General features: G+C 66.0%; 20 protein-coding genes. 18 read left to right on the top strand and 2 right to left on the bottom strand.

Features of this window, described 5'->3' with window-relative positions; translation table 11 throughout:
- Positions 1-41: 41 nt before the first annotated feature.
- The 9 genes from ehuR to doeB all read left to right on the top strand — a co-directional run bounded on the left by ehuR (position 42) and on the right by doeB (position 9,451).
- Positions 42-1,415 carry a MocR-like ectoine utilization transcription factor EhuR gene (gene ehuR, locus EG885_RS04240; RefSeq protein WP_131573234.1) on the top strand — a complete coding sequence of 458 codons (1,374 nt, stop codon included), beginning with the start codon at positions 42-44 and terminating at the stop codon, positions 1,413-1,415.
- Positions 1,416-1,602: 187 nt separating this feature from the next.
- Positions 1,603-2,613, top strand: coding sequence for a TRAP transporter substrate-binding protein DctP (gene dctP, locus EG885_RS04245; protein WP_131573235.1), 1,011 nt, complete (start codon positions 1,603-1,605; stop codon positions 2,611-2,613).
- A 76-nt stretch (positions 2,614-2,689) separates the two neighbouring features.
- Positions 2,690-3,370 carry a TRAP transporter small permease gene (locus EG885_RS04250; protein WP_131573236.1) on the top strand — a complete coding sequence of 227 codons (681 nt, stop codon included), beginning with the start codon at positions 2,690-2,692 and terminating at the stop codon, positions 3,368-3,370.
- Positions 3,367-4,653: a TRAP transporter large permease gene (locus EG885_RS04255; RefSeq protein WP_131573237.1), complete on the top strand. Its 1,287-nt coding sequence runs from the start codon at positions 3,367-3,369 to the stop codon at positions 4,651-4,653. The genes EG885_RS04250 and EG885_RS04255 overlap by 4 nt, the downstream gene beginning before the upstream one ends.
- A gap of 9 nt (positions 4,654-4,662) precedes the next feature.
- Complete coding sequence (locus EG885_RS04260) at positions 4,663-5,367, top strand: maleate cis-trans isomerase family protein (protein ID WP_131573238.1); 705 nt, start codon at positions 4,663-4,665, stop codon at positions 5,365-5,367.
- Positions 5,361-6,308, top strand: coding sequence for a hydroxyectoine utilization dehydratase EutB (eutB, locus tag EG885_RS04265; protein WP_131573239.1), 948 nt, complete (start codon positions 5,361-5,363; stop codon positions 6,306-6,308). Before EG885_RS04260 ends, eutB begins: the two co-directional genes overlap by 7 nt.
- Entirely contained in the window at positions 6,305-7,276 is a 972-nt protein-coding gene (locus EG885_RS04270) for a cyclodeaminase (RefSeq protein WP_131573240.1), read from the top strand. Before eutB ends, EG885_RS04270 begins: the two co-directional genes overlap by 4 nt.
- Positions 7,269-8,465, top strand: a complete 1,197-nt coding sequence (doeA, locus tag EG885_RS04275) for an ectoine hydrolase DoeA (RefSeq protein ID WP_131573241.1) — start codon at positions 7,269-7,271, stop codon at positions 8,463-8,465. The genes EG885_RS04270 and doeA overlap by 8 nt, the downstream gene beginning before the upstream one ends.
- A complete protein-coding gene (doeB, locus tag EG885_RS04280) occupies positions 8,462-9,451 on the top strand; it encodes a N(2)-acetyl-L-2,4-diaminobutanoate deacetylase DoeB (protein WP_131573242.1) in 990 nt (329 codons plus the stop codon). The genes doeA and doeB overlap by 4 nt, the downstream gene beginning before the upstream one ends.
- Here the strand turns inward: doeB and EG885_RS04285 are convergent.
- On the bottom strand, positions 9,448-10,464 hold the full coding sequence (locus tag EG885_RS04285; protein ID WP_379107022.1) for an AbrB family transcriptional regulator: 1,017 nt from the start codon (positions 10,462-10,464) through the stop codon (positions 9,448-9,450). The genes doeB and EG885_RS04285 overlap by 4 nt on opposite strands.
- Before the next feature lie 121 nt (positions 10,465-10,585).
- Positions 10,586-11,278: an alpha/beta fold hydrolase gene (locus EG885_RS04290; protein ID WP_242679491.1), complete on the bottom strand. Its 693-nt coding sequence runs from the start codon at positions 11,276-11,278 to the stop codon at positions 10,586-10,588.
- Between the two features lie 71 nt (positions 11,279-11,349).
- On the opposite strand from EG885_RS04290, the gene EG885_RS04295 reads away from it, so the two are divergent.
- The 9 genes from EG885_RS04295 to rpsA all read left to right on the top strand — a co-directional run bounded on the left by EG885_RS04295 (position 11,350) and on the right by rpsA (position 22,000).
- Positions 11,350-12,231 carry a LysR family transcriptional regulator gene (locus EG885_RS04295; RefSeq protein ID WP_131573243.1) on the top strand — a complete coding sequence of 294 codons (882 nt, stop codon included), beginning with the start codon at positions 11,350-11,352 and terminating at the stop codon, positions 12,229-12,231.
- Between the two features lie 86 nt (positions 12,232-12,317).
- Positions 12,318-12,791, top strand: a complete 474-nt coding sequence (locus EG885_RS04300) for a formate dehydrogenase subunit gamma (protein ID WP_131573244.1) — start codon at positions 12,318-12,320, stop codon at positions 12,789-12,791.
- The gene (locus tag EG885_RS04305) at positions 12,788-14,305 is read left to right on the top strand and encodes a formate dehydrogenase beta subunit (RefSeq protein WP_131573245.1); all 1,518 of its coding nucleotides are present in this window, start codon (positions 12,788-12,790) and stop codon (positions 14,303-14,305) included. The genes EG885_RS04300 and EG885_RS04305 overlap by 4 nt, the downstream gene beginning before the upstream one ends.
- A complete protein-coding gene (gene fdhF, locus EG885_RS04310; protein WP_131573246.1) occupies positions 14,302-17,244 on the top strand; it encodes a formate dehydrogenase subunit alpha in 2,943 nt (980 codons plus the stop codon). The genes EG885_RS04305 and fdhF overlap by 4 nt, the downstream gene beginning before the upstream one ends.
- A 3-nt stretch (positions 17,245-17,247) precedes the next feature.
- Positions 17,248-18,117, top strand: coding sequence for a formate dehydrogenase accessory sulfurtransferase FdhD (gene fdhD / locus EG885_RS04315; RefSeq protein ID WP_131573247.1), 870 nt, complete (start codon positions 17,248-17,250; stop codon positions 18,115-18,117).
- Entirely contained in the window at positions 18,107-18,307 is a 201-nt protein-coding gene (locus EG885_RS04320; RefSeq protein WP_131573248.1) for a formate dehydrogenase subunit delta, read from the top strand. The genes fdhD and EG885_RS04320 overlap by 11 nt, the downstream gene beginning before the upstream one ends.
- Before the next feature lie 72 nt (positions 18,308-18,379).
- Positions 18,380-19,336 carry a diacylglycerol/lipid kinase family protein gene (locus tag EG885_RS04325; RefSeq protein WP_242679492.1) on the top strand — a complete coding sequence of 319 codons (957 nt, stop codon included), beginning with the start codon at positions 18,380-18,382 and terminating at the stop codon, positions 19,334-19,336.
- 3 nt (positions 19,337-19,339) lie between these two features.
- Complete coding sequence (locus tag EG885_RS04330) at positions 19,340-20,131, top strand: metallophosphoesterase family protein (protein WP_131573250.1); 792 nt, start codon at positions 19,340-19,342, stop codon at positions 20,129-20,131.
- 189 nt (positions 20,132-20,320) lie between these two features.
- A complete protein-coding gene (rpsA, locus tag EG885_RS04335) occupies positions 20,321-22,000 on the top strand; it encodes a 30S ribosomal protein S1 (protein ID WP_131573251.1) in 1,680 nt (559 codons plus the stop codon).
- Positions 22,001-22,085: the final 85 nt, after the last annotated feature.

Here is a 22,085-nt window from a genome sequence, read left to right on the forward strand (position 1 = left end):
GCGGCTTGTCAATCCGGCCCCGCCACGCGATCCTGCGCCTTATGTCCCATTGGCCCCTTCGACGCGACGACATCAGCCGCCCCGCCTATCGCAGCCTTGCCCAAGGCATCGCGGCGGCCATCGATGCAGGCAGTCTGGCGCCCGGCGCGCGCCTGCCGCCGCATCGCGATCTGGCATGGCAACTGGGCGTCAGCGTCCAGACCGTCAGCCGCGCCTATGAGGAACTGATCCGCGCCGACCTGATCTCGGGCGAGGTGGGGCGGGGCAGTTTTGTGCGGTCCGGCCCGCGCGAGACGATCGAGGTGCCGTGGTTCCGCGCCCCCACCGACCGGCCGCCCATCGATCTGTCGATGATGACACCGGTGGCGCTGCCGCAGATCGCGGATGCCTGGCGCGACAGCCTGATGCGGATCGCGGATCGCTTGCCGCCCTCGGCCATGATGTCCTTTCGTCCGCGCCAGACGATGTCGCTTTATGGCGGGATGGCGGCGGCATGGCTGGCGCGCTGCGGGATGGTGGTGCCCGCGCAGCGCATCCTGATTACCAATGGCACCACGCCCGCCATGTTCGTGGCCCTGATGAGCGTCGCGCAGCCCGGCGACATCATCGCGACCGAGGCCGCGACCTGCCACACGCTGCGCCCCGCCGCCCAGCATCTGCATCTGCGCCTGCGGGGTATTCCGGGCGATGCACGCGGCATGGACCCCGACGCGCTGATCGCTGCCGCGCGCGCCTCGGGCGGGCGGATGAAGGCGGTGTTCGTGCTGCCCTCGGGTGGCGGGCCCAGGGCGCAGATCATGGACCGCGACCGGCGCGAGGCGCTGGCGCAGGCCGCCACGCAAGCCGGGCTGGTGATTCTGGAAAGCGATCCGACCGGCCCCATGCCGCCGCGCCGTCCCCCCGCACTGTCCGGTTTCGCGCCGGAACGCAGTTTCTATTTCACCGGCCTGTCGAAATGCCTGTCGCCGGGGCTGCGGCTTGGTTTTCTTGCGATGCCCGAAAATATGGCAGAGGCCGCGCTGAACCGGCATCTGTCGATGGCCTGGATGGCGACCCCGCTGATGGCCGAGATCGCGCAGGACTGGATCAGCGGCGGCACGGCGGATGCGCTGCTGGCCGAACAGCGGTTGCAGCTGGCGACCCGCAACCGGATGGCCGCGCGGATTCTGGGGCCGCGCGCGCAAGGCTTCCTGCATGGGCTGCATCGCTGGCTGCCCCTGCCCGACGGTCAGGACGAGGCGCAGGCCCTGTCCGCCGCCCTGTCGCAACAGGTCGCGCTGGCGCCGGGCGCGGGCTTTGCGATGCTGCCTGCGGGGCCCGCGCTGCGCGTCTCGATCGGGGGGGCGTCCCTGCGTGATCTGGAACAGGCATTGCGCATCGTTTCGGCAATCCTGCCCGCCGAATCCCCCGTCTGAGGCCCCGGCTGCCGGGGACCGGTTTGACTTCCGGCGTCAAAATTGTCATGATTTAATATACAAATTGACTTGGAATCTGCTTCGTCCGAATTCTCGGGCCAAGCCGGAACGGGCATTTTCGCCCGAATCCCGCACCCAGAGGCCGCAGGTGCATCGCGCCGGGACGGCCCGCCAACGGAGGTAACTCATGACCATCAAGACCCTGACGACCGCCAGCCTGACCGCCCTGATCCTCGGCTCGGGCACCGCGATGGCGGACACCTGGCGCTATGCTTTCGAAGAGGCTCTGGACGAGGTTCAGGGCGTCTATGCCCAGAAATTCAAGGAAGAGGTCGAGGCCAATTCCGACCACGAGGTTCAGCTGTTCCCGTTTGGCACGCTTGGCGAATCCGACAACATCATGGAACAGGCGCAATCGGGCATCCTGCAGTTCGTGAACCAGTCGCCCGGCTTCACCGGCGCGCTGATCCCCGAGGCGCAGGTGTTCTTCGTGCCCTATCTGCTGCCCGAGGATCAGGACCAGCTGGTCAGCTTTTTCCGCAACTCGGAAACCATCACCAGCATCTTCCCCGAGCTATATGCCGAACAGGGGCTGGAACTGCTGAAGATGTATCCCGAGGGCGAGGTGATGCTGACCACCAAGACCCCCGTCGAAAGCCCCGCCGATCTGAGCGACGTCAAGGTCCGCGTGATGACCAACCCGCTGCTGGTCGAAAGCTATCGGGCCTTTGGCGCGACGCCGACGCCGCTGCCTTGGGGCGAGACCTATGGCGGCTTGCAGACCGGCATCATCGACGGTCAGGAAAACCCTGCCTTCTTCATCGAATCGACGCGGATGTACGAGGTCACCGACCATATCACCCGGCTTGGCCACAACAACTTTACCACCGCGCTGATGGCCAATCAGGAGTTTTTCGAGGGGCTGGACGAGGCTGACCAGCAGGTCATCCAGGCCGCCGCCGATGCCGCCTTCGATCACATCATCGACTATCAGCAGGGCCTGACCGAGACCGCGCTGGAGGCGATCATGGAGGCCAAGCCGGCCATGACCGTCACCACCCTGACCGAGGAACAGCGCGCACCCTTCCGCGAGACGGCGGGCGATGTCGAGGCGACCTTCCTGGAAATCGGCGGTCCGCGCGCGCAAGAGGTGCTGGACCAGATGAAAGCCGATCTGGAAGCCGCCGCCGCCAGCTGATCCGCACCTGATGACCGGGGCCGGCCACATCGGTGGCCGGTCCTGCCGATGAACCCCATGCAAGGCACAGGTGGCCATGACGAACGATCCCGACCCTTCGCGTGACGCCACTGCCATTCCCGGACCATCCCCGGTCGATGCCGCCGTTCTGGCCGCCGCCGAGGCGGTGCAGGCGCAGGACGATATCGATGACGGGCTGTATGAATCCGGTCTGCCCGGACCGCTTGGTCTGCTGGACAAGGGCATCGCGCGGCTCGAGGCCTTTGCGCTGGCCTTTGGCGTGCTGGCCATGGCCTTCAACACCACGTCCAATGTGGTCGGACGTTTCGTCTTTGGCCAGTCGCTGTATTTTTCGGAAGAGATCAATCAGGCGCTGATCGTGCTGATCACATTCGCGGGCATCTCCTATGCCGCGCGGCATGGGCGCCATATCCGCATGTCGGCGATCACCGATGCGCTGCCCTTCCGGGAGCGCAAGGCGATGATGGTGATCACCTCGGGCGTGACGGCGGTGCTGCTGCTGGCGCTGTCATGGTATGCGCTGACCTATGTGATGACGCAGGCCGGGCGGGGTCGGGTGCTGCCCGCGCTGCGCATCCCGCAATGGTGGATTCTGGTCTGGGTGCCTGCGGGCCTGTTCCTGACCGGTCTGCAATATGCGCTGACCGCGCTGAAGAACCTGACCGATCCCGAAATCTGGCTGTCGACCGCGACGCGCGACGGCTATGACCTGCCGCACAAGGACAAAGCCCCATGACCGCCGCCATTCTGGGCACGATGATCGTGCTTTTGCTGCTGGGCTTTCCGATGATGGTGCCGCTGATCATTGGATCGATGGTCGGCTTTGTGGGCCTGTTCGGAGGCTTGGGCCAGCTGGAGACGCTGGTCCAGCAGGTCATTGCGGGCATCCAGCCCGCCAGCCTGATCGCGGTGCCGATGTTCATCTTTGCCGCCGAGATCATGACCCGGGGCCAGTCCGCCGCCCGGCTGATCGATCTGGTCATGGCCTTTCTGGGCCATATCAAGGGTGGCCTTGCGATTTCCACCGCCGGGGCCTGCACCATGTTCGGCGCCGTGTCGGGATCGACGCAGGCGACCGTGGTGGCCGTCGGCGGCCCGCTGCGCCCCCGCCTGCTGAAGGCGGGCTACAGCGACAAGTTCACGCTGGCGCTGATCATCAATGCCAGCGACATCGCCTTTCTGATCCCGCCTTCGATCGGGATGATCATTTACGGCGTGGTGTCGGGCACCTCGATTTCCGAATTGTTTCTGGCCGGGATCGGGCCGGGGCTGCTGATCCTGCTGCTGTTTTCGATCTATTCCTATATCTATGCGGTGCGCCACAATGTGCCGACCGAACCCGCCGCCACCTGGCCGGAACGGTTCCGCGCCATGCGCCGCGCGATCTGGCCGCTTGGCTTTCCGGTGATCATCATCGGCGGCATCTATGGCGGCATCTTTTCGCCCACCGAGGCCGCCGCCGCCTGCGTCCTCTACGCCATCGTGCTGGAGATGATCGTGTTCCGCGAGGTCTCTCCGCGTCAGCTGTATGCGACGGCGAAATCGACCGGGCTGATCACGGCGGTGGTGTTCATTCTGGTGGGGGCGGGCGCGGCCTTCAGCTATGTCATCAGCTTTGCGCAGATCCCGCAGGCCATTCTGGGCGGCATCGGCATCGACGGGATGGGGCCTTACGGGGTGCTGTTCACCATCTCGATCGCGTTCTTCATCGGCTGCATGTTCGTCGATCCGATCGTGGTGATCCTGATCCTTGTGCCGATCTTTGCGCCGGTGGTGCAGGCGACCGGGCTGGACCCGGTGCTGGTCGGCACCATCGTCACGCTGCAGGTGGCCATCGGCAGTGCCACGCCCCCCTTCGGCTGCGACATCTTTACCGCGATCGCCGTCTTTCGCCGCCCCTATTGGGAGGTGATCCGCGGCACGCCGCCCTTCATCGCGATCCTGCTGTCGGTGTCGGTGGCGCTGATCTATTTCCCGCAGATCGCGTTGTTCCTGCGCGACATCTCGATCAGCCGGTAAGGAACTGCCATGCGCCGTGATAATTTGAACCGTTTCGGACTGGTGGCTTTGGCGACCGACCTGACGATCGAGGGCGACGCCGCCCGCCTGATGCCCCTTGGCACGCGGTTGCACGTCACCCGGATCGCGTTCGACAATCCCACCACCGCCGAAAACCTGCGCCAGACCGGCCCGCGTCTGCGCGCCGCCGTCGATCTGCTGGTGCCCGGCGTCACCCTGTCGGGGATCGGCTTTGGCTGCACCTCGGCAGCGGCGGTGCTGGGCGACCAGATGGAAACACTGGCCGGTGGGCGCGCGCCCTTGTCCACCCCCGCCAGCGCTGCCTTGCGGGCATTTCAAACGCTGCGGCTGGACCGGATCGCGCTGATGACGCCCTATCTGGCGGCCACGACCGATCTGGTGGCGGGGCATTTTCAATCCCATGGCATGAATGTTCTGCGCCGCAGTTCAATGGGTCATGCCGATGATCGGGACATGGCGATGCTGCGCGAGGCCGAGATCATCGAAATGGCCGAGGCCAGCGATCATCCCGACGCGCAGGCGCTGTTCCTGTCCTGCACCGCGCTGCCCGCGCTTGGCCTGATCGACGATCTGGAAGCGCGCTTGGGCAAGCCGGTGCTGAGTTCGAATCAGGTGCTGTTCTGGTCGATGCTGGATCAGGCGGGCATTCCCGCCACCGGACCGGGCGCGCTGTTCCGGACCCGCACATGGTAGGGCTGGATCAGGTTCTGGCCGCGCGGGACCGCATCGCGGGGCAGGTGGTGCAGACCCCCGTCGCGCTGTCGGACAGGCTGTCCGCCCATGCCGGGGGGCCGGTCTGGCTGAAGCTGGAACATCGTCAGACCACCGGCGCTTTCAAGCTGCGCGGGGCGGCCAATGCGGTGGCGCTTTTGGGCGATGTGGCGGGGGTGACCACCGCCTCGACCGGCAATCATGGCCGGGCGCTGGCCCATGCGGCGCGGGCGCGGGGGCTGCGGGCGGTCATCTGCCTGTCCCGGCTGGTTCCGCAGAACAAGATCGACGCCATCACCGCCCTTGGGGCCGAGGCGCGGATCATCGGCGACAGTCAGGACGATGCGTTCCTTGAGGCGCAGCGGCTGGAACGCGACGAGGGGTTCGCCCTGATCCCGCCCTTTGACCATGCGGATGTGATCGCGGGGCAAGGGACGCTGGCGCTGGAGATCCTCGACCAGATCCCGCAGGCCGCCGGCATCGCCGTGCCCCTGTCGGGGGGCGGTCTGCTGGCCGGGGCGGCGGTTGCCGCCAAGGCGTTGCGCCCCGATATCCGCATCATCGGCCTGTGCATGGAACGCGGCGCCGCCATGGCCGCCAGCCTTGCCGCAGGCCAGCCCGTCGAGGTGACCGAGCTGGCGACGCTGGCCGACAGTCTGGGCGGCGGGATCGGGCTGTCGAACCGGCTGACCTATCCAATGGTGCGCGACCTGATGGATGATCTGATCCTGCTGACCGAGGATCAGATCGCCACCGGCCTGCGCCATCTGGCGCATGACGGCCATGTGGTCGAGGGCGCCGCCGCCGTCGGTGCCGCTGCCGTTCTGGCCGGGCGTCTGGCGGGGCCTTTCCCGCTGGTCCTGATCCTGTCGGGCTCCAATATCGACCCCGCCGCCCATGCGGCAATCCTGAGGGCCGCATGACCCCCCTGATCCTGTCCGAGGCGCAGCTGCGCGCCCGCATCCCGCTGGATGTTGCCGCCATTGATGTGGTCGAGGCCGGTTTTGCCCGGCTGGCCGAGGGCGGTGTGGTGATGCCCCCGGTGCTGTCGATGCATCTGCCGCAGCTGAATGGTGAGGTGGACGTCAAGACCGCTTATGTACCGGGACTTCAGGGGTTTGCGCTCAAGATCTCGCCCGGTTTCTTCGACAATCCGGGGCGGGGGCTGCCCTCGACCTCGGGGTTGATGGTGGTGCTGGATGCGGTGACGGGCCGGGTCCGGGCGGTGCTGCTGGACAATGGCTATCTGACCGATATCCGCACGGCGGCGGCAGGTGGGGTGGCGGCCCGGCATCTGGCGCGGGCGGATGCCACACGTGCGGCGATCTTTGGCGCCGGGATGCAGGCGCGGCTGCAGTTGCAGGCCTTGCGGTTGGTCCGGCCCCTGACCCATGCGGTGATCTGGGCGCGCGACCCGGCCCGCGCACAAGCTATGGCCAGCGAACTGGATCAACCGGGCTGCCGCGTCACGGCGACGGCCGATCCCGCCGAGGCGGCGGCACAGGCCGATATCATCGTCACCACCACCCCCGCCACGCAGCCGATCCTGCAGGCGGCGTGGCTGCGCCCCGGCCAGCACATCACCGCCATGGGCAGCGACCAGCCCGGCAAGAACGAGCTGCATCCCGACTGCCTTTCCCGCGCCGATCTGTATGTCGCCGACCGCCTCAGCCAGACCCGCCTGATGGGAGAGCTGCGCGCAGCCCTTGTCGCAGGAACCATGCCAGACGGTGATCATCCCGAACTGGGCCAGATCATCGCCCGCCAGCATCCCTGCCGCCAGTCGCAGGGTCAGATCACCATCGCCGATCTGACCGGAACCGGCGTGCAGGACACCGCCATTGCCACCCACGCGCTTGCCGCGTTTTCGAAAGACCCCGACGATGCCTGAACTGCAAAGGACACCCGAACGCTTTTCGACCGCCGAATACGAAGAGCGTCTGAAGAAAACCCGTGCCAGCATGGAAAAGCTGGGCCTCGATCTGCTGATCGTCAGCGATCCGTCGAACATGGCCTGGCTGACCGGCTATGACGGCTGGTCGTTCTATGTCCATCAATGCGTGATCGTGGGTCCGACCGGGGCGCCGATCTGGTTCGGGCGCGGGCAGGATGCCCAAGGCGCGCTGCGCACCGTCTGGATGACCGATGATCACATCATCGGCTATCCCGACCATTACGTGCAATCGACCGAACGCCACCCGATGGATTACCTGTGGGCGACGCTGGCCGACAAGGGCTGGCACAAGGGGTTCATCGGGGTCGAGATGGACAATTACTATTACTCGGCCAAGGCGCATGAGCGGCTGACCCATGGCCTGCCCGAGGCCAAGATCCTGGACGCCACCGGCCTTGTCAGCTGGCAGCGCGCGATCAAGACGCCCAAGGAACTGCAATACATGCGCAAGGCCGCGCGCATCGTCGAACGCATGCACCGCCGCATCGCCGACAAGATCGAGGTCGGCAAGCGCAAATGCGATCTGGTGGCCGAGATCTATGATGCGGGCCTGCGTTATGACGAATGGTCGGGGCATGGCGGCGATTATCCTGCCATCGTACCGCTGCTGCCATCGGGACCGGATGCGGCGGCACCGCATCTGACATGGGACGATCAGCCCATGAAGGTGGATGAGGGCACCTTCTTCGAGATCGCCGGATGCTATCAGCGTTACCATGTGCCGCTGTCGCGCACGATCTTCCTCGGGACGCCGCCCAAAGAGATGCTGGAGGCCGAAAAGGCCGTGCTGGAAGGGATGGAGGCGGGACTGGGCGCCGCCCGCGCTGGCAATACCTGCGAGGATATCGCCAATGCCTTCTTCACCGTTCTGGACCGCTATGGCATCGTCAAGGACAACCGCACCGGATACCCGATCGGTCTGTCCTATCCGCCGGACTGGGGAGAACGCACCATGTCCCTGCGCCGGGGTGACCGGACCGAGCTGAAACCGGGCATGACCTTCCATTTCATGACCGGTCTGTGGATGGAGGGCTGGGGATACGAGACCACCGAATCGCTGGTCATCACCGAGGCCGAACCCGAGCTGTTCTGTTCCATCCCGCGGCGGATGCTGGTGAAGGCATGAGCGCCGTCACCCCCACCATCCCGCTGGATCAGCCCGGCAAGCATCACGGCTTCCTGCGCCTGCCCTACAGCCGCAATGACAGCGCATGGGGCAGCGTGATGATTCCGCTGACGGTGATCGTGGGGTCCGCGGGGCCGACCGCCTTGCTGACCGGCGCCAATCACGGCGACGAGTACGAAGGCCCCATCGCCCTGCAGCAACTGGCATGGGAACTGGAACCGGCACAGGTCGCGGGGCGGATCATCATTCTGCCGACGATGAACGCCCCGGCCTTCCGGGCGGGCACGCGGGTCAGCCCGATCGATCAGGTCAACATGAACCGCTGCTTTCCGGGTCGCGCCGACGGCAGCGTGACACAGAAGATCGCGCATTACATCGACAGCGTGCTGGTGCCCTTGGCCGATGTGGTTCTGGATTACCATTCGGGCGGCAAGACGCTGGATTTCCTGCCCTATGCCGCCGCGCATTATCTGGACGATGCGGATCAGCAGGCGGCCTGCGTGGCCGCGATGCGGGCATTCGGCGCGCCATGGTCGATGATGATGCGCGAAATCGATGCGGTCGGCATGTTCGACACGGCGGTCGAGGGGCAGGGCAAGGTCTTTGTGACGACCGAACTGGGGGGCGGCGGCACCGCCACAGCCGCCAGTGCGCGCATCGCGATCCGGGGCGCGCGCAACGTGCTGCGCCATGCCGGTATCCTGTCGGGCGCGGTCGAGGGCGCGGGCGACAGCCGGATGCTGGATATGCCGGGGGATGAGTGTTTCCACTTTGCCCCCTGCGACGGGCTGCTGCATCCTCTGGCCGATCTGGGCGATCCGGTGGCCGAGGGTCAGCCGCTGGCGCAGATCTGGCCCGCCGATCGCAGTGGCGTGGCCCCGGTCACGGTGACCGCGAACCGCGCCGGGCTGATCGCGGCGCGGCATTTCCCCGGCCTTGTGCAATCGGGCGATTGTCTGGCGGTGATCGCGGTCGAAGTCGGTTAACGCATCAGCCGGGCGACGATCGGGGCCAGCAGGATCACCAGCACGATCCGCAGGATGTGGTGGCTGACCACATAGGCCAGATCGGCGCCCGCGATGATGGCGATGACCACCATCTCGGCCTGACCGCCGGGCAGGAAGGCCAGAAAGGCGTCCAGCCCGGGGGCCAGACCCAGCAGATGGATCAGTTCCAGAAAGATCAGGCTGATGACGGCCAGAATCAGCGAATAGACCAGCCCCGCCGTCACATCGATGCGCAGTTCCCGGCCGGTGATGCCCATGTATTTCGCGCCGATGGCGATGCCGATGAAGAATTGCGAGGCCTGGATGACCTCGGCCGGGGGGCGGGTCTGGATGATCCCGGTCAGCGACAGGCCCGCCGTCAGGATCATCGGCCCCAGAATCGAGGCGCCGAACAGGCCCAAGCGTTCGGCGCCCTTCCAGCCCAGCAGCCCGGCCCCGGCCATCAGGGCCAGCTGGTCCCAAGCGACCGATGTCAGCGGTGCGCCGGGGGGCTGGGACAGATCCAGACCCCACCACAGCGTCATGATCAGCGGCGCCACGGTCACGATGACCAGCACCCGGGTCGCATGGATCAGCGACAGGGCGCGGATGTCGCCGCCTGCTTCCTCGCCAAAGATCAGCATGTCCTGCAACCCGCCGGGCATCGCGGCATACCATGCGGTCGGGTGGTCAAACCCGAAGACGCGGCGGAACAGCGGATAGCCGATCAGCGCGATCACCGCGACAAAGGCTGGCACGATCGCCAGCGAGGCCGCCATGTCCGGCAGCCCCGCCAGCACCGCAGGCGTGATCGAGGCGCCGACCGCGACGCCCAGAAACGTCCGCATGAAGATGCCCAGCTGTCCCGTCCCCGCCAGCCGCTGGCCCGACAGCGCCGCGATCAGGCAGGCGATCATCGGCCCCAGCAGCCATGGCAAGGGCAGGCCGAGGGCCAGGAAGATCGCCGCGCCGGTCAGGGCGGTGGCGAATGTGGCCAGATGCGTCAGGGTCAATCGCTGCGTCCTTGCCGGAAGGGGCGCGGAAAGCCCGGCGCCGTCCGGCGGGACAGAACCAAGGATTTGCGCGATCTGCAAGGGCCGTGGCGGGGTGGGGACGCGCTGTTGCCCGCTTGCGTCAGGACGGGTTTTCGGTGCCGATGATCCGGTCCAGAACCGCGGCCAGACCCTGCGGATCGGAAAGGAAAGGCGAATGCCCCCAAGGGGTTTCGTGCCAATGCTCGACCGGGGCGCGAGCGAGCATCGCGCGTTGCAGGGCGATGGGCAGGGCGCGATCCGTGCCACACAGGATGTAATGCCGCCTGACGGGCGCGCGCCGCAGGCTGGGCAGGGGGTCGCGCAAGGGTCCAGGGGGCTGCGGGCGCAGACGGGTCAGGGCGGCGGCGGCGTTGGGTGCGGGGACATCGTGATAGAACAGGTTTTGCGCGGCCTCGGGCGGCAGGATCAGCCGACCTTGCACGTCGCGGGGCCAGTGGCGCGCGGGCGCAGGCAGAAGGCGATCCAGCGCCGCCAGACTGTCGCCCGGCAGCGGCAGATAGGAACACAGATGGATCAGCAGGCGCGGCGGGCGGCTCTGGGCCATGACCTCGGCCAGCATCCCGCCCATCGAATGGCCAAGGATGACGGGTGCGTGGGGCAGGGTGGCTGCGGCATCCATCAGGCCGGTGCCGGGCGCGTCAGGCAGGTCGGGACACAGCACCCGGTGACCGCGCGCCTGCAGAGCCTCGGCCAGCGCATCCCAGCACCAGCCGCCATGCCATGCCCCGTGGATCAGCAGGATCGTCGCCATCGCGCGACTGTGCCGCCCCATGCGGTCGCCCGCAAGCGCCTTGACCCCACAGCCCCGCTGCGGCCAGATGCCCCCGAACCGGGGGGCACGCGATGATCGACAAGCTGGAGATGTTTCTGGCCGTCGCCAAGGAGGGCCATTTCGGCCGCGCCGCCCAGACCCTTGGCATCACCCAGCCCAGCCTGTCCGCGGGGATCAAGCAGCTGGAGGAGAGCCTTGGTGTCCTCTTGATCTTTCGCGGCTCTCGCTATGGGGGGCTGACGCCCGAGGGGCAGTCGGCGCTGGTCTGGGCGCGGCGCATCGTGGGCGATGCAAGGCAGTTGCGCGACGAGATGCGGGCGGTGCGTCACGGGCTGTCGGGGCGGCTGCGCATCGCGGTGGTGCCGACCGCGCTGACATGGGCGGCGCGGCTCGCGGCCCGATACGGGGCGGCGCATCCGAATGTCGGTTTTTCGATCCTGTCGCGCAGCTCGGCCCAGATCCTGCAGATGATCGAGGATCTGGAGGTCGATGCCGGCATTTCCTATCTGGATAACGAGCCCCTGGGCAAGGTCAGCGCCGTGCCCTTGTATGACGAGGCCTATGCGCTGGTGGCGCCGCAGGATCACCCCTTGGCCGGGCGGGACCGGGTCGCGTGGTCGGCGCTGGACGGGCAGCGGCTGTGCCTGCTGACGCCGGACATGCAGAACCGGCGCATCATCAACCGTCGTCTGACCGATGCCGGGGTGACGCCGCTGGCGATGGTCGAATCGAACTCGACCGTGGTGCTGGTGTCGCAGGTGCTGGCGGGAGGCTGGCTAACCATTCTGCCGCAGGACATCGCGGGCTTTCTGGCGCAAGGCAAACCCCTGTCGCTGGTCCCGATGGAGGGCGAGGGGCCGGGCCATGCCGTCGGCCTGATCGCCCCCTGGCGCGAACCCCATACGCCGGTGCTGGAGGCCTTGCTGACCGAAGCGCGACGGATGGTTCGATAGGCAACGCCTATCGTTTGACGGAACTGCGATATTGATTTTCGAATGAAATGGCGGTCTGCTGGGTGTCCGAACCTGAAAGGCCAGCCATGCAATCGACCGCGCCAGCCCCCTCCGCCGAAGACATCCGCGATGTCATCGCCCCCCTGACCGCGCTGGAGGGGCCGATGCTGCCGATGCTGCACGCCATTCAGGCGGTCTGGGGCCATGTCCCGCAGGCCGCCGTGCCGGTGCTGGCCGATGTCCTGAACCTTGGCCGGGCCGAGGTGCATGGCGTCATCAGCTTTTACCATGATTTCCGCGATCATCCCGCCGGTCGGCAGGTGCTGAAGATCTGCCGGGCCGAGGCCTGTCAGTCGGTCGGCGGCAATGCCGTCGCGTCGGAAACCATGGCCCGGCTGGGCGTGGACTGGCACGGCACCACCGCGGATGGCGCGGTGACGGTCGAGCCGGTCTATTGTCTGGGCCTGTGCGCCTGCGGCCCCGCCGCGATGCTGGATGGCCGGGTGCTGGGGCGGGTCGATGCCGATCGGCTGGTCCTTGAACTGGGAGTGTCGGCATGAGGATCTATGTGCCGCTGGACAGTGCTGCCAAGGCGCTGGGGGCCGATGCCGTTGCCGATGCCATTGCGCGTCAGGCTGCGGCGCTGGGGCTGGACGTGCAGATCATCCGCAACGGATCGCGGGGCATGGTCTGGCTGGAGCCGCTGGTCGAGGTCGATGACGGCACCGGTCGCATCGCCTATGGCCCGGTGACCCCCGCCGATGTGCCCGCCTTGCTGGAGGGGCGTCTGAACAGTCTTGGCCCGGTCGAGGATATCCCCTTCTTCGCCCGCCAGACCCGGCTGACCTTTGCCCGCTGCGGGCTGATCGACCCGCTGGATCTGGACGATTACGCCGCCCATGGCGGGCTGGTGGGGCTGCGCCGCGCGGTCGGCATGGACAGCGCTGCCATCGTGGCCGAGGTCACCGCCAGCGGCTTGCGCGGGCGCGGCGGCGCGGGGTTTCCGACCGGCATCAAATGGAAGACCGTGGCCGAGGCCAGGGCGGATCAGAAATACATCGTCTGCAATGCCGACGAGGGCGACAGCGGCACCTTTGCCGACCGGATGATCATCGAGGGTGATCCCTTTACCCTGATCGAGGGGATGGCGATTGCCGCATTGGGCGTCGGGGCCACGCGGGGCTATGTCTATATGCGGTCGGAATATCCGGTGGCGATCGAGGTGCTGGAGCGCGCCGTGGTGATCGCCCGCCAGCGCGGGATGCTGGGTGCCGATGTGCTGGGCAGTGGCCGGACCTTCGACATGCAGGTCCGCACCGGCGCGGGTGCCTATGTCTGCGGCGAGGAGACCAGCCTGCTGAACAGCCTGGAGGGCAAGCGCGGCACGGTGCGGGCGAAACCGCCTCTGCCCGCGTTGGAGGGGTTTCTGGGCAAGCCGACGGTGGTGAACAATGTCATCTCGCTGGCGACGATCCCGGTGATCTTTGAACGCGGCGCGCAGGCCTATGCCGATTTCGGGCTGGGCCGGTCGCGCGGCACGGTCACCTTGCAGATTGCCGGGAATGTCCGCCATGGCGGGCTGTTCGAGACGGCCTTTGGCCTGTCGCTGGGCGAGGTCGTGAACGATATCGGCGGCGGCACCCTGTCGGGGCGGCCGGTCAAGGCGGTTCAGGTGGGCGGGCCTCTGGGCGCCTATATGCCGGTCAGCAAGTTCGACACGGCCATGGGATACGAGGATTTCGACGCGGCGGGCGGGCTGATCGGCCATGCCGGGCTGGTGGTCTTCGACGATACCGCCGACATGCTGCAGATGGCGCGCTTTGCGATGGAATTCTGCGCCGTGGAAAGCTGTGGCAAATGCACGCCCTGCCGGATAGGTGCGGTGCGCGGGGTGGAAACCATCGACCGCATCGCCGCCGGTGATCCGCTGGCCGCCGCCCTGCTGACCGATTTGTGCGAGACGATGAAGGATGGGTCGCTATGCGCCCTGGGTGGTTTCACGCCCTATCCGGTCATGTCCGCGCTGACGCAATTTCCCGACGATTTCGCCACCCATCAGGAGGCAGCCGAATGAAAGATTTCATCATCCCGGATTTCGCACCCGGAGACGACCGCGACATGGGCACGCCCGCGCGGTCCGGCGCTCCGGTGGCGCTGACCATCGACGGCATCCCGGTGATCGTCCCCGAGGGCACATCGGTCATGCGCGCCGCCATGATGGCGGATGTGCAGATCCCCAAACTCTGCGCCAGCGACAATATGGAGGCCTTCGGGTCGTGCCGGTTATGCGTGGTGGAGATCGAGGGGCGGCGCGGCACGCCTGCCTCCTGCACCACGCCGGTGGCCGAGGGGATGGTCGTCCGCACCCAGTCCGACAAGATCCGCAAGCTGCGTAAGGGTGTGATGGAGTTGTATATCAGCGACCACCCCTTGGATTGCCTGACCTGTTCGGCCAATGGCGATTGCGAATTGCAGGAAACGGCGGGGCAGGTGGGTCTGCGCGATGTGCGCTATACGCCGGGCGACAACCATTTCGACCCCTCGGGGACGGGCGCCCGGTCTCAGGCGGAAGCCAAGCTGCGGGGCGGGCATGACAACCCGCAGTTCATTCCCAAGGACAATTCCAATCCCTATTTCACCTATGACCCCAGCAAATGCATCGTCTGTTCGCGCTGCGTGCGGGCCTGCGACGAAGTGCAGGGGACGTTCGCGCTGACCATCGAGGGTCGGGGTTTCGACAGCCGCGTCAGCGCCGGGACGCTGGCGGACGATTTTTTCAGCAGCGATTGCGTCAGCTGCGGGGCCTGCGTGCAGGCCTGCCCGACCGCGACCCTGCAGGAAAAATCCGTGGCCGAGCTGGGCACGCCGACGCGGTCTGTCATCACCACCTGCGCCTATTGTGGTGTCGGTTGCAGCTTCAAGGCCGAGATGAACGGCGATCAGCTGGTGCGCATGGTGCCCTATAAGCACGGCAAGGCGAACCGGGGGCACAGCTGCGTCAAGGGGCGCTTTGCCTATGGCTATGCTGCCCATCAGGATCGCATCCTGAAACCGATGATCCGGGAACGGATCGAGGATCCCTGGCAAGAGGTCGAATGGGACGAGGCGCTGGCCTTTGCCGCTGACCGGATGCGGGGCATTCAGGCGAAGCATGGGCGACGCTCGGTGGGCGTCATCACCTCCAGCCGCTGCACGAATGAGGAAACCTATCTGGTTCAGAAACTGACCCGAGCGGTGTTCGGCAACAACAACACCGACACCTGCGCGCGGGTGTGCCATTCGCCCACCGGCTATGGGTTGGGCAAGACCTTTGGCACCTCGGCGGGCACGCAGGACTTTGACAGCGTGGAACACACGGATGTGGTGCTGATCATCGGCGCCAATCCCACCGACGGGCATCCGGTCTTTGCCAGCCGGTTGAAAAAGCGCCTGCGGCAGGGCGCCAAGCTGATCGTCGTCGATCCGCGCCGCACCGATATCGTGCGCAGCGCGCATGTCGAGGCGCAATATCACCTGCCGCTGCGCCCCGGCACCAATGTCGCCGTCATCAGCGCCATGGCCCATGTGATCGTGACCGAGGGTCTGGTGGACGAGGCCTATATCCGCGACCGCTGCGACTGGGACGAGTTCCAGCATTATGTGGAGTTCATCACCAATCCACGCCACGCGCCGGAGGCCAACGAGGCCCTGACCGGGGTGCGAGCCGCCGATCTGCGCGCGGCGGCGCGGATGTTCGCCACAGGCGGCAATGGCGCGATCTATTACGGGCTGGGGGTGACGGAGCATTCCCAGGGCTCGACCACTGTGATGGCGATTGCGAACCTTGCGATGCTGACCGGCAATATCGGGCGGCCCGGCGTCGGCGTGAACCCGTTGCGCGGCCAGAACAATGTGCAAGGCGCCTGCGACATGGGGTCTTTTCCCCACGAGCTGCCGGGATATCGCCACGTCAAGCTGCCCGATGTGCGGGCGATCTTTGAACGCGAATGGGGCGTCGCGATCGACCCCGAGCCGGGGCTGCGCATCCCCAACATGCTGGACGCCGCCGTCGAAGGAACGTTCAAGGGCCTTTACTGTCAGGGCGAGGATATCCTGCAATCGGACCCCGACACCCATCACGTCGCGGCCGGCCTCAAGGCGATGGAATGCGTCATCGTCCATGACCTGTTTCTGAACGAGACGGCGAATTACGCCCATGTCTTTTTGCCCGGTTCCAGCTTTCTGGAAAAGGACGGCACCTTCACCAATGCCGAACGCCGCATCAACCGCGTGCGCAAGGTCATGGCGCCCCGGAACGGGTATGAGGACTGGGAGGTCACGCAGATGCTGGCCAATGCCCTGCTGAAGGACAGCCAAGGGGCGAAATGGCACTATACCCATCCCAGCCAGATCATGGACGAGATCGCCTCGACCACGCCCAGCTTTGCTGGCGTCAGCTATGAGCGGCTGGAGGAGCTGGGCTCGATCCAATGGCCCTGTGACGAGAATGCGCCCGAAGGCACGCCCCTGATGCATGTGAACGGGTTCGAGACGGGGCGGGGTCATTTCATGATCACCGAATATGTGGCGACCGACGAAAAGGCCGGGCCGCGGTTCCCGCTGTTGCTGACCACGGGGCGGATCCTGTCGCAATACAATGTCGGCGCGCAGACCCGGCGCACGGAAAACAGCGTCTGGCACGATCAGGACGTGCTGGAGATCCACCCCCATGACGCCGAGGTTCGCGGCATCAATGACGGCGACTGGGTGCGGCTGGTCAGCCGGGCGGGGGAAACCACGCTGATGGTGACGCTGACCGAACGGGTGGCGCCGGGGGTGGTCTATACGACCTTCCATCATCCGGCGACGCAGGCTAACGTGGTGACGACCGATTTTTCGGACTGGGCGACGAATTGCCCGGAATACAAGGTCACCGCCGTGCAGGTCAGCGCCTCGAACTGTCCGTCGGACTGGCAGGAAACCTATAATGCACAGGCCGAACGGTCGCGGCGGATCCTGTCAGCTGCGGAGTAAGCGATGATCCTGCCACCCCCCGTTGTCTCTGCGGCGGCCACCCATATCCGGGCGGGCAGCCGCAGTGCCGTCACCCGGTGCCTGCCCGAAGAGGTGCCGGTAGCGATGGTCTATGGCGGCTCGACGCAGGCGGTGATGATGGCCTCGCCCGCCGATCTGAAGGATTTTGCGGTGGGGTTTTCCCTGACCGAGGGGATCGTGACCGACCCCGCCCAGATCGAGCGGCTGGAGGTCATGGCCCATCCCAAGGGGATCGAGGCGCAGATGTGGCTGGCGGGCGAACGATCCGAGGCGATGGCCGCGCGGCGTCGTTTCATGGCCGGGCCGGTGGGCTGCGGGTTGTGCGGGATCGACAGTCTGGACGAGGCGGTGCGCGCGCTGCCCGATCTGTCGGGCGTGGGTCCGTGTCTGGACGCCGCCCAGATCGCGCAGGCGACCGAGGATCTGCGTCGCTGGCAGCCCTTTCACGACCAGACCCGCGCCGTCCATGCGGCGGGGTTCCTGATGCCCGGTCAGGGCATCGTGCTGGCGCGCGAGGATGTGGGCCGCCACAATGCGCTGGACAAGCTGATCGGCGCCATGGCGCGGCAGGGACTGCGGGGCGCTGACGGTGCCTTTGTGTTGACCAGCCGCGTCTCGGTCGAGATGGTGCAGAAATGCGCCATGGCCGGGGGCGCGGTGCTGATCGCGGTGTCGGCGCCCACGGCGCATGCGCTGCGTCTGGCGCAGGCCTCGGGGATCACGCTTGCCGCCTTTGCGCGCGGCGAGGGGTTCGATCTGTTTTCCCACCCCGAACGGCTGCGCGCCGAGATGCGCGCCTTGTCCTCCGAAAACCCCTTGGCGCCTGAAAAGGATGCATCCCATGTCGCCTGAGAAAATGGTCATGATGGCCAATCAGATCGCAACGTTTTTCGACAGCCAGCCCGGCGATCCGGCGGAAAAGATCGCCGGTCATCTGCGCGATTACTGGGAACCGCGGATGCGTGCCCAGTTGCTGACCTTTCTGGAAACCGGCGGGCAGGGGCTGAAACCCTCGGCCGAGCAGGCGGCGCGCCTGCTGTAAGGTGCAACCTTTCGCGGGGGTTGCGGGTTTGACCGACAGCGAATGACCGCAACGCCCGGGGACAGGCAGCTTATGCAGGACAAGATTGACCGGTTCGATCTGGCGCAGGCCAAGGTCTGCGTGGTGATGAATCGCGGCTCTGGAAAGAAAAAGCATCAGGAGCTGCGCGATCTGCTGAACGAGCGGCTGGCCCCGGCCTGCGGTCAGTTTGCGTTGCGCGAAAGCCGCAAGGGCCGCGATCTGCCGGCGCTTGCCAGACAAGTGGCGGGCGAGGGGTTCGATCTTGTGATCGCGGCGGGCGGCGACGGCACGCAATCGGCGGTGGCCGGGGCGCTGACCGGCACCGACGTGGTAATGGGCGTGCTGCCGGGCGGCACCTTCAACTATTTCGCCCGCGATCTGGGCGTCGGTGAAAATCTGGACGATGCACTGGACACGATCCTGGAGGCGCGGGTCGATGTCGTCGATGTCGGAGATGTCAACGGCTTGATCTTTCTGAACAATGTCAGTCTGGGCGCCTATCCCAAGATCCTGAAGACCCGCGAGGGGATCTATCGCCGGTGGGGGCGGTCGCGGCTGGCGGCCTATTGGTCGGTGCTGGTCGCGCTGCGCCGGTTGCGCCGCCCGATGCAGCTGGTCGCCCGCGTGGATGGACAGTCGCAGCGATACACCAGTGCCTTGGTGTTCGTGGCCCGCAGCGCCTATCAGCTGGACAGCTTCGGGCTGGAAGGCGCGGACGAGATCCGGCGCGGAGAGTTTGCGGTGCTGATCGCCAAGGCGAAACGGCCGCTGCCGCTGATGCGGTCGGCCTTGCGCATGGCGGTGGGGCAAAGCGCCAAGGATGATGATTTCGATCTGATCCTGACCGACGAGTTGCAGATCGAGACGCCCAAGCGTCGTCAGCTGGTCGCCCATGACGGCGAGAAATCGACGTTGGACAGCCCGTTCAGGATGCAGGTGCGTCACGACGCGCTGCGCGTTCTGCTGCCTTTGGACGGTGTCAGCAAGACCGCGCGGGACGAGGCGTAAGACGTGACCCGGATCGTGCATCTGACCGACCTTCATTTCGGCTTTCACCGTCAGGCGATGGTGGAGCCGCTGCTGGAGCGCATCGATGCGCTGCGCCCCGATCTTGTCGTGGTGGGCGGCGATCTGACGCATCGCGGCCTGCCCGGGCAACTGGCGCAGGCACGGGCGTTTCTGGACCGGATCGCGGCACCGGTGATGTGCATGCCGGGCAATCACGACGTGCCGTTGTGGAACCCGGTCGCGCGCACCTTCTGGCCCTTTGCCGGGTATCGGCGGCTGTTCGGACCGTCGCTGACGCCGGTCGGTCGGGCGGGCGATGTGCGGGTGATGGCGATCAACAGCGCCGATCCCTATAGCTGGCAGCGCGGCAAGATCCGCGCCGGAGAGATTTCCCGCGTTATCGGTCATGTCGATCCGATCGGCACGAATATCGCGGCGCTGCACCATCCGTTGCAGCAATTGCCCCGCGTGGACAAGGCCCTGGCCCGCCGCGCCACCGAGGCGCTGTCGCGGATGGAGGCGGCGGGGGTTCAGGTCGTGCTGTCGGGGCATCTGCACCGATGGGCCGTGGACGAGCTGCTGGCGACGGGTCGGCATCCACGCGTGTTGCAGATCCAGACCGGGACCGCGCTGTGTGCGCGCCTGACCGACCGGCAGAACGAATTCGCGCTGCTGGACATCGAGGGCGCGGACCTGCGGCTGGAACGGCACATGGCACCGATGCAGGCGATGGCCTTTGATCCGCCGCAGGTGGGGCAATACAGCCGCGCCTCGGGGGTGTGGCGGCGCGTTTAGGCGTTGAATTTTGTCGTGATCGGGGATAAAGGACGCGCAGTCACACGGGCGACATGGTCAGAACAGACCGCTTTCCACAAGGGTCGGGCGTCACGCCACGACCCTTTGGCGTTGCCCGCAAAGGCATCATAAAGACCGGCGGAGCCAACCGTCAGGCCGGAAAACAGAAACAAAGGAAACTGCATACGCATGTGCGCTAAAGCGACTATGGAGGAGTTCGAGGCCCTTCTGAATGAAAGCCTCGAGATTGACACCCCCGATGAGGGAAGCGTTGTCAAAGGCCGCGTGATCGCCATTGAGGCAGGTCAGGCCATCATCGACGTCGGCTACAAGATGGAAGGCCGCGTCGATCTGAAAGAATTTGCCAATCCCGGCGAAGAATCGAACATCAAGGTCGGCGACGAGGTCGAGGTCTATCTGGACCGCGTCGAGAACGCCCGTGGTGAAGCGTCGATCAGCCGCGAAAAGGCCCGCCGCGAGGAAGCCTGGGATCGTCTGGAACGCGCCTATGGCGACGAAGAGCGTGTCGAAGGCGCGATCTTTGGCCGCGTCAAAGGCGGCTTTACGGTCGATCTGGGCGGCGCTGTCGCCTTCCTGCCCGGTTCGCAGGTTGACGTGCGCCCCGTGCGCGACGCCGGCCCGCTGATGGGTCTGAAGCAGCCCTTCCAGATCCTGAAGATGGATCGTCGCCGCGGCAATATCGTCGTGTCGCGTCGCGCCATTCTGGAAGAAAGCCGCGCCGAACAGCGCGCCGAAGTCATCGCCAACCTGACCGAAGGCCAGTCGATCGATGGCGTGGTCAAGAACATCACCGAATACGGTGCGTTCGTGGATCTGGGCGGCGTCGACGGCCTGCTGCACGTCACCGACATGGCATGGCGCCGGGTCAACCACCCGTCCGAGATCCTGGCGATCGGCGAGACCGTCAAGGTCCAGGTCATCAAGATCAACAAGGACAGCCACCGCATCAGCCTGGGCATGAAGCAGCTGCAGGCCGATCCGTGGGATACGGTCGCGGACAAGTTCCCGATCGAATCGGTCCATCAGGGTCGCGTCACCAACATCACCGACTATGGCGCCTTCGTGGAGCTGGAAGCCGGTGTCGAAGGTCTGGTCCATGTCAGCGAAATGAGCTGGACCAAGAAGAACGTGCATCCGGGCAAGATCGTCTCGACCTCTCAGGAAGTCGAAGTGATGGTCCTTGAGATCGACGAGGCCAAGCGCCGCGTGTCTCTGGGCCTGAAGCAGACGATGCGCAATCCGTGGGAAGTGTTCGCTGAAACGCATCCGACCGGCACCGTCATCGAAGGCGAAGTCAAGAACATCACCGAATTCGGTCTGTTCGTCGGCCTCGACGGCGATATCGACGGCATGGTTCACCTGTCGGACATCTCTTGGGACGCCCGTGGCGAAGACGCCATTCAGGACTTCCGCAAGGGCGACGTCGTCAAGGCTGTCGTGCAGGACGTGGATGTCGAGAAAGAGCGGATCAGCCTGTCGATCAAGTCGCTTGAGAACGAGCACATGGCCGAAGCCGTTGACGGCGTGAAGCGTGGCTCGATCGTGACCGCCGAGGTCACCGCGATCGAAGAAGGCGGGATCGAGGTCGAGTTCAACAGCGTTAAGTCGTTCATCCGCCGCAGCGATCTGGCACGCGACCGTGCCGACCAGCGCCCCGAGCGCTTTACGGTCGGCGACAAGGTCGATGCCCGCGTGACCAATGTGGACACCAAGACCCGTCGTCTTGGCCTGTCCATCAAGGCCCGCGAGATCGCCGAGGAAAAAGAGGCGATCGACACCTATGGCAGCTCGGATTCGGGCGCGTCTCTGGGTGACATTCTGGGTGCGGCGCTGAACCGCAACAGCTGATCGTCCCAGATCCGACCACGCTTTGGCCCGCCCCGGTTCATCCGGGGCGGGCTTTTTCCTGCCAGCGGTCCGGGCAGTCGGCGCC

Source organism: Paracoccus nototheniae, from assembly GCF_004335005.1.
Taxonomy (GTDB): Bacteria; Pseudomonadota; Alphaproteobacteria; order Rhodobacterales; family Rhodobacteraceae; genus Paracoccus; species Paracoccus nototheniae.

Bases quoted from the DNA above. Each gene is read 5' to 3' on its own strand.
- EG885_RS04250 (WP_131573236.1), top strand. From the start codon at position 2,690: ATGACGAACGATCCCGACCCTTCGCGTGACGCCACTGCCATTCCCGGA.
- fdhD (WP_131573247.1), top strand. From the start codon at position 17,248: ATGATCCTGCCACCCCCCGTTGTCTCTGCGGCGGCCACCCATATCCGG.
- EG885_RS04255 (WP_131573237.1), top strand. From the start codon at position 3,367: ATGACCGCCGCCATTCTGGGCACGATGATCGTGCTTTTGCTGCTGGGC.
- ehuR (WP_131573234.1), top strand. From the start codon at position 42: ATGTCCCATTGGCCCCTTCGACGCGACGACATCAGCCGCCCCGCCTAT.
- fdhF (WP_131573246.1), top strand. From the start codon at position 14,302: ATGAAAGATTTCATCATCCCGGATTTCGCACCCGGAGACGACCGCGAC.
- EG885_RS04320 (WP_131573248.1), top strand. From the start codon at position 18,107: ATGTCGCCTGAGAAAATGGTCATGATGGCCAATCAGATCGCAACGTTT.
- EG885_RS04290 (WP_242679491.1), bottom strand. From the start codon at position 11,278: ATGGGGCGGCACAGTCGCGCGATGGCGACGATCCTGCTGATCCACGGG.
- EG885_RS04260 (WP_131573238.1), top strand. From the start codon at position 4,663: ATGCGCCGTGATAATTTGAACCGTTTCGGACTGGTGGCTTTGGCGACC.
- EG885_RS04300 (WP_131573244.1), top strand. From the start codon at position 12,318: ATGCAATCGACCGCGCCAGCCCCCTCCGCCGAAGACATCCGCGATGTC.
- doeA (WP_131573241.1), top strand. From the start codon at position 7,269: ATGCCTGAACTGCAAAGGACACCCGAACGCTTTTCGACCGCCGAATAC.
- eutB (WP_131573239.1), top strand. From the start codon at position 5,361: ATGGTAGGGCTGGATCAGGTTCTGGCCGCGCGGGACCGCATCGCGGGG.
- EG885_RS04325 (WP_242679492.1), top strand. From the start codon at position 18,380: ATGCAGGACAAGATTGACCGGTTCGATCTGGCGCAGGCCAAGGTCTGC.
- EG885_RS04270 (WP_131573240.1), top strand. From the start codon at position 6,305: ATGACCCCCCTGATCCTGTCCGAGGCGCAGCTGCGCGCCCGCATCCCG.
- rpsA (WP_131573251.1), top strand. From the start codon at position 20,321: ATGTGCGCTAAAGCGACTATGGAGGAGTTCGAGGCCCTTCTGAATGAA.
- dctP (WP_131573235.1), top strand. From the start codon at position 1,603: ATGACCATCAAGACCCTGACGACCGCCAGCCTGACCGCCCTGATCCTC.
- EG885_RS04305 (WP_131573245.1), top strand. From the start codon at position 12,788: ATGAGGATCTATGTGCCGCTGGACAGTGCTGCCAAGGCGCTGGGGGCC.
- doeB (WP_131573242.1), top strand. From the start codon at position 8,462: ATGAGCGCCGTCACCCCCACCATCCCGCTGGATCAGCCCGGCAAGCAT.
- EG885_RS04295 (WP_131573243.1), top strand. From the start codon at position 11,350: ATGATCGACAAGCTGGAGATGTTTCTGGCCGTCGCCAAGGAGGGCCAT.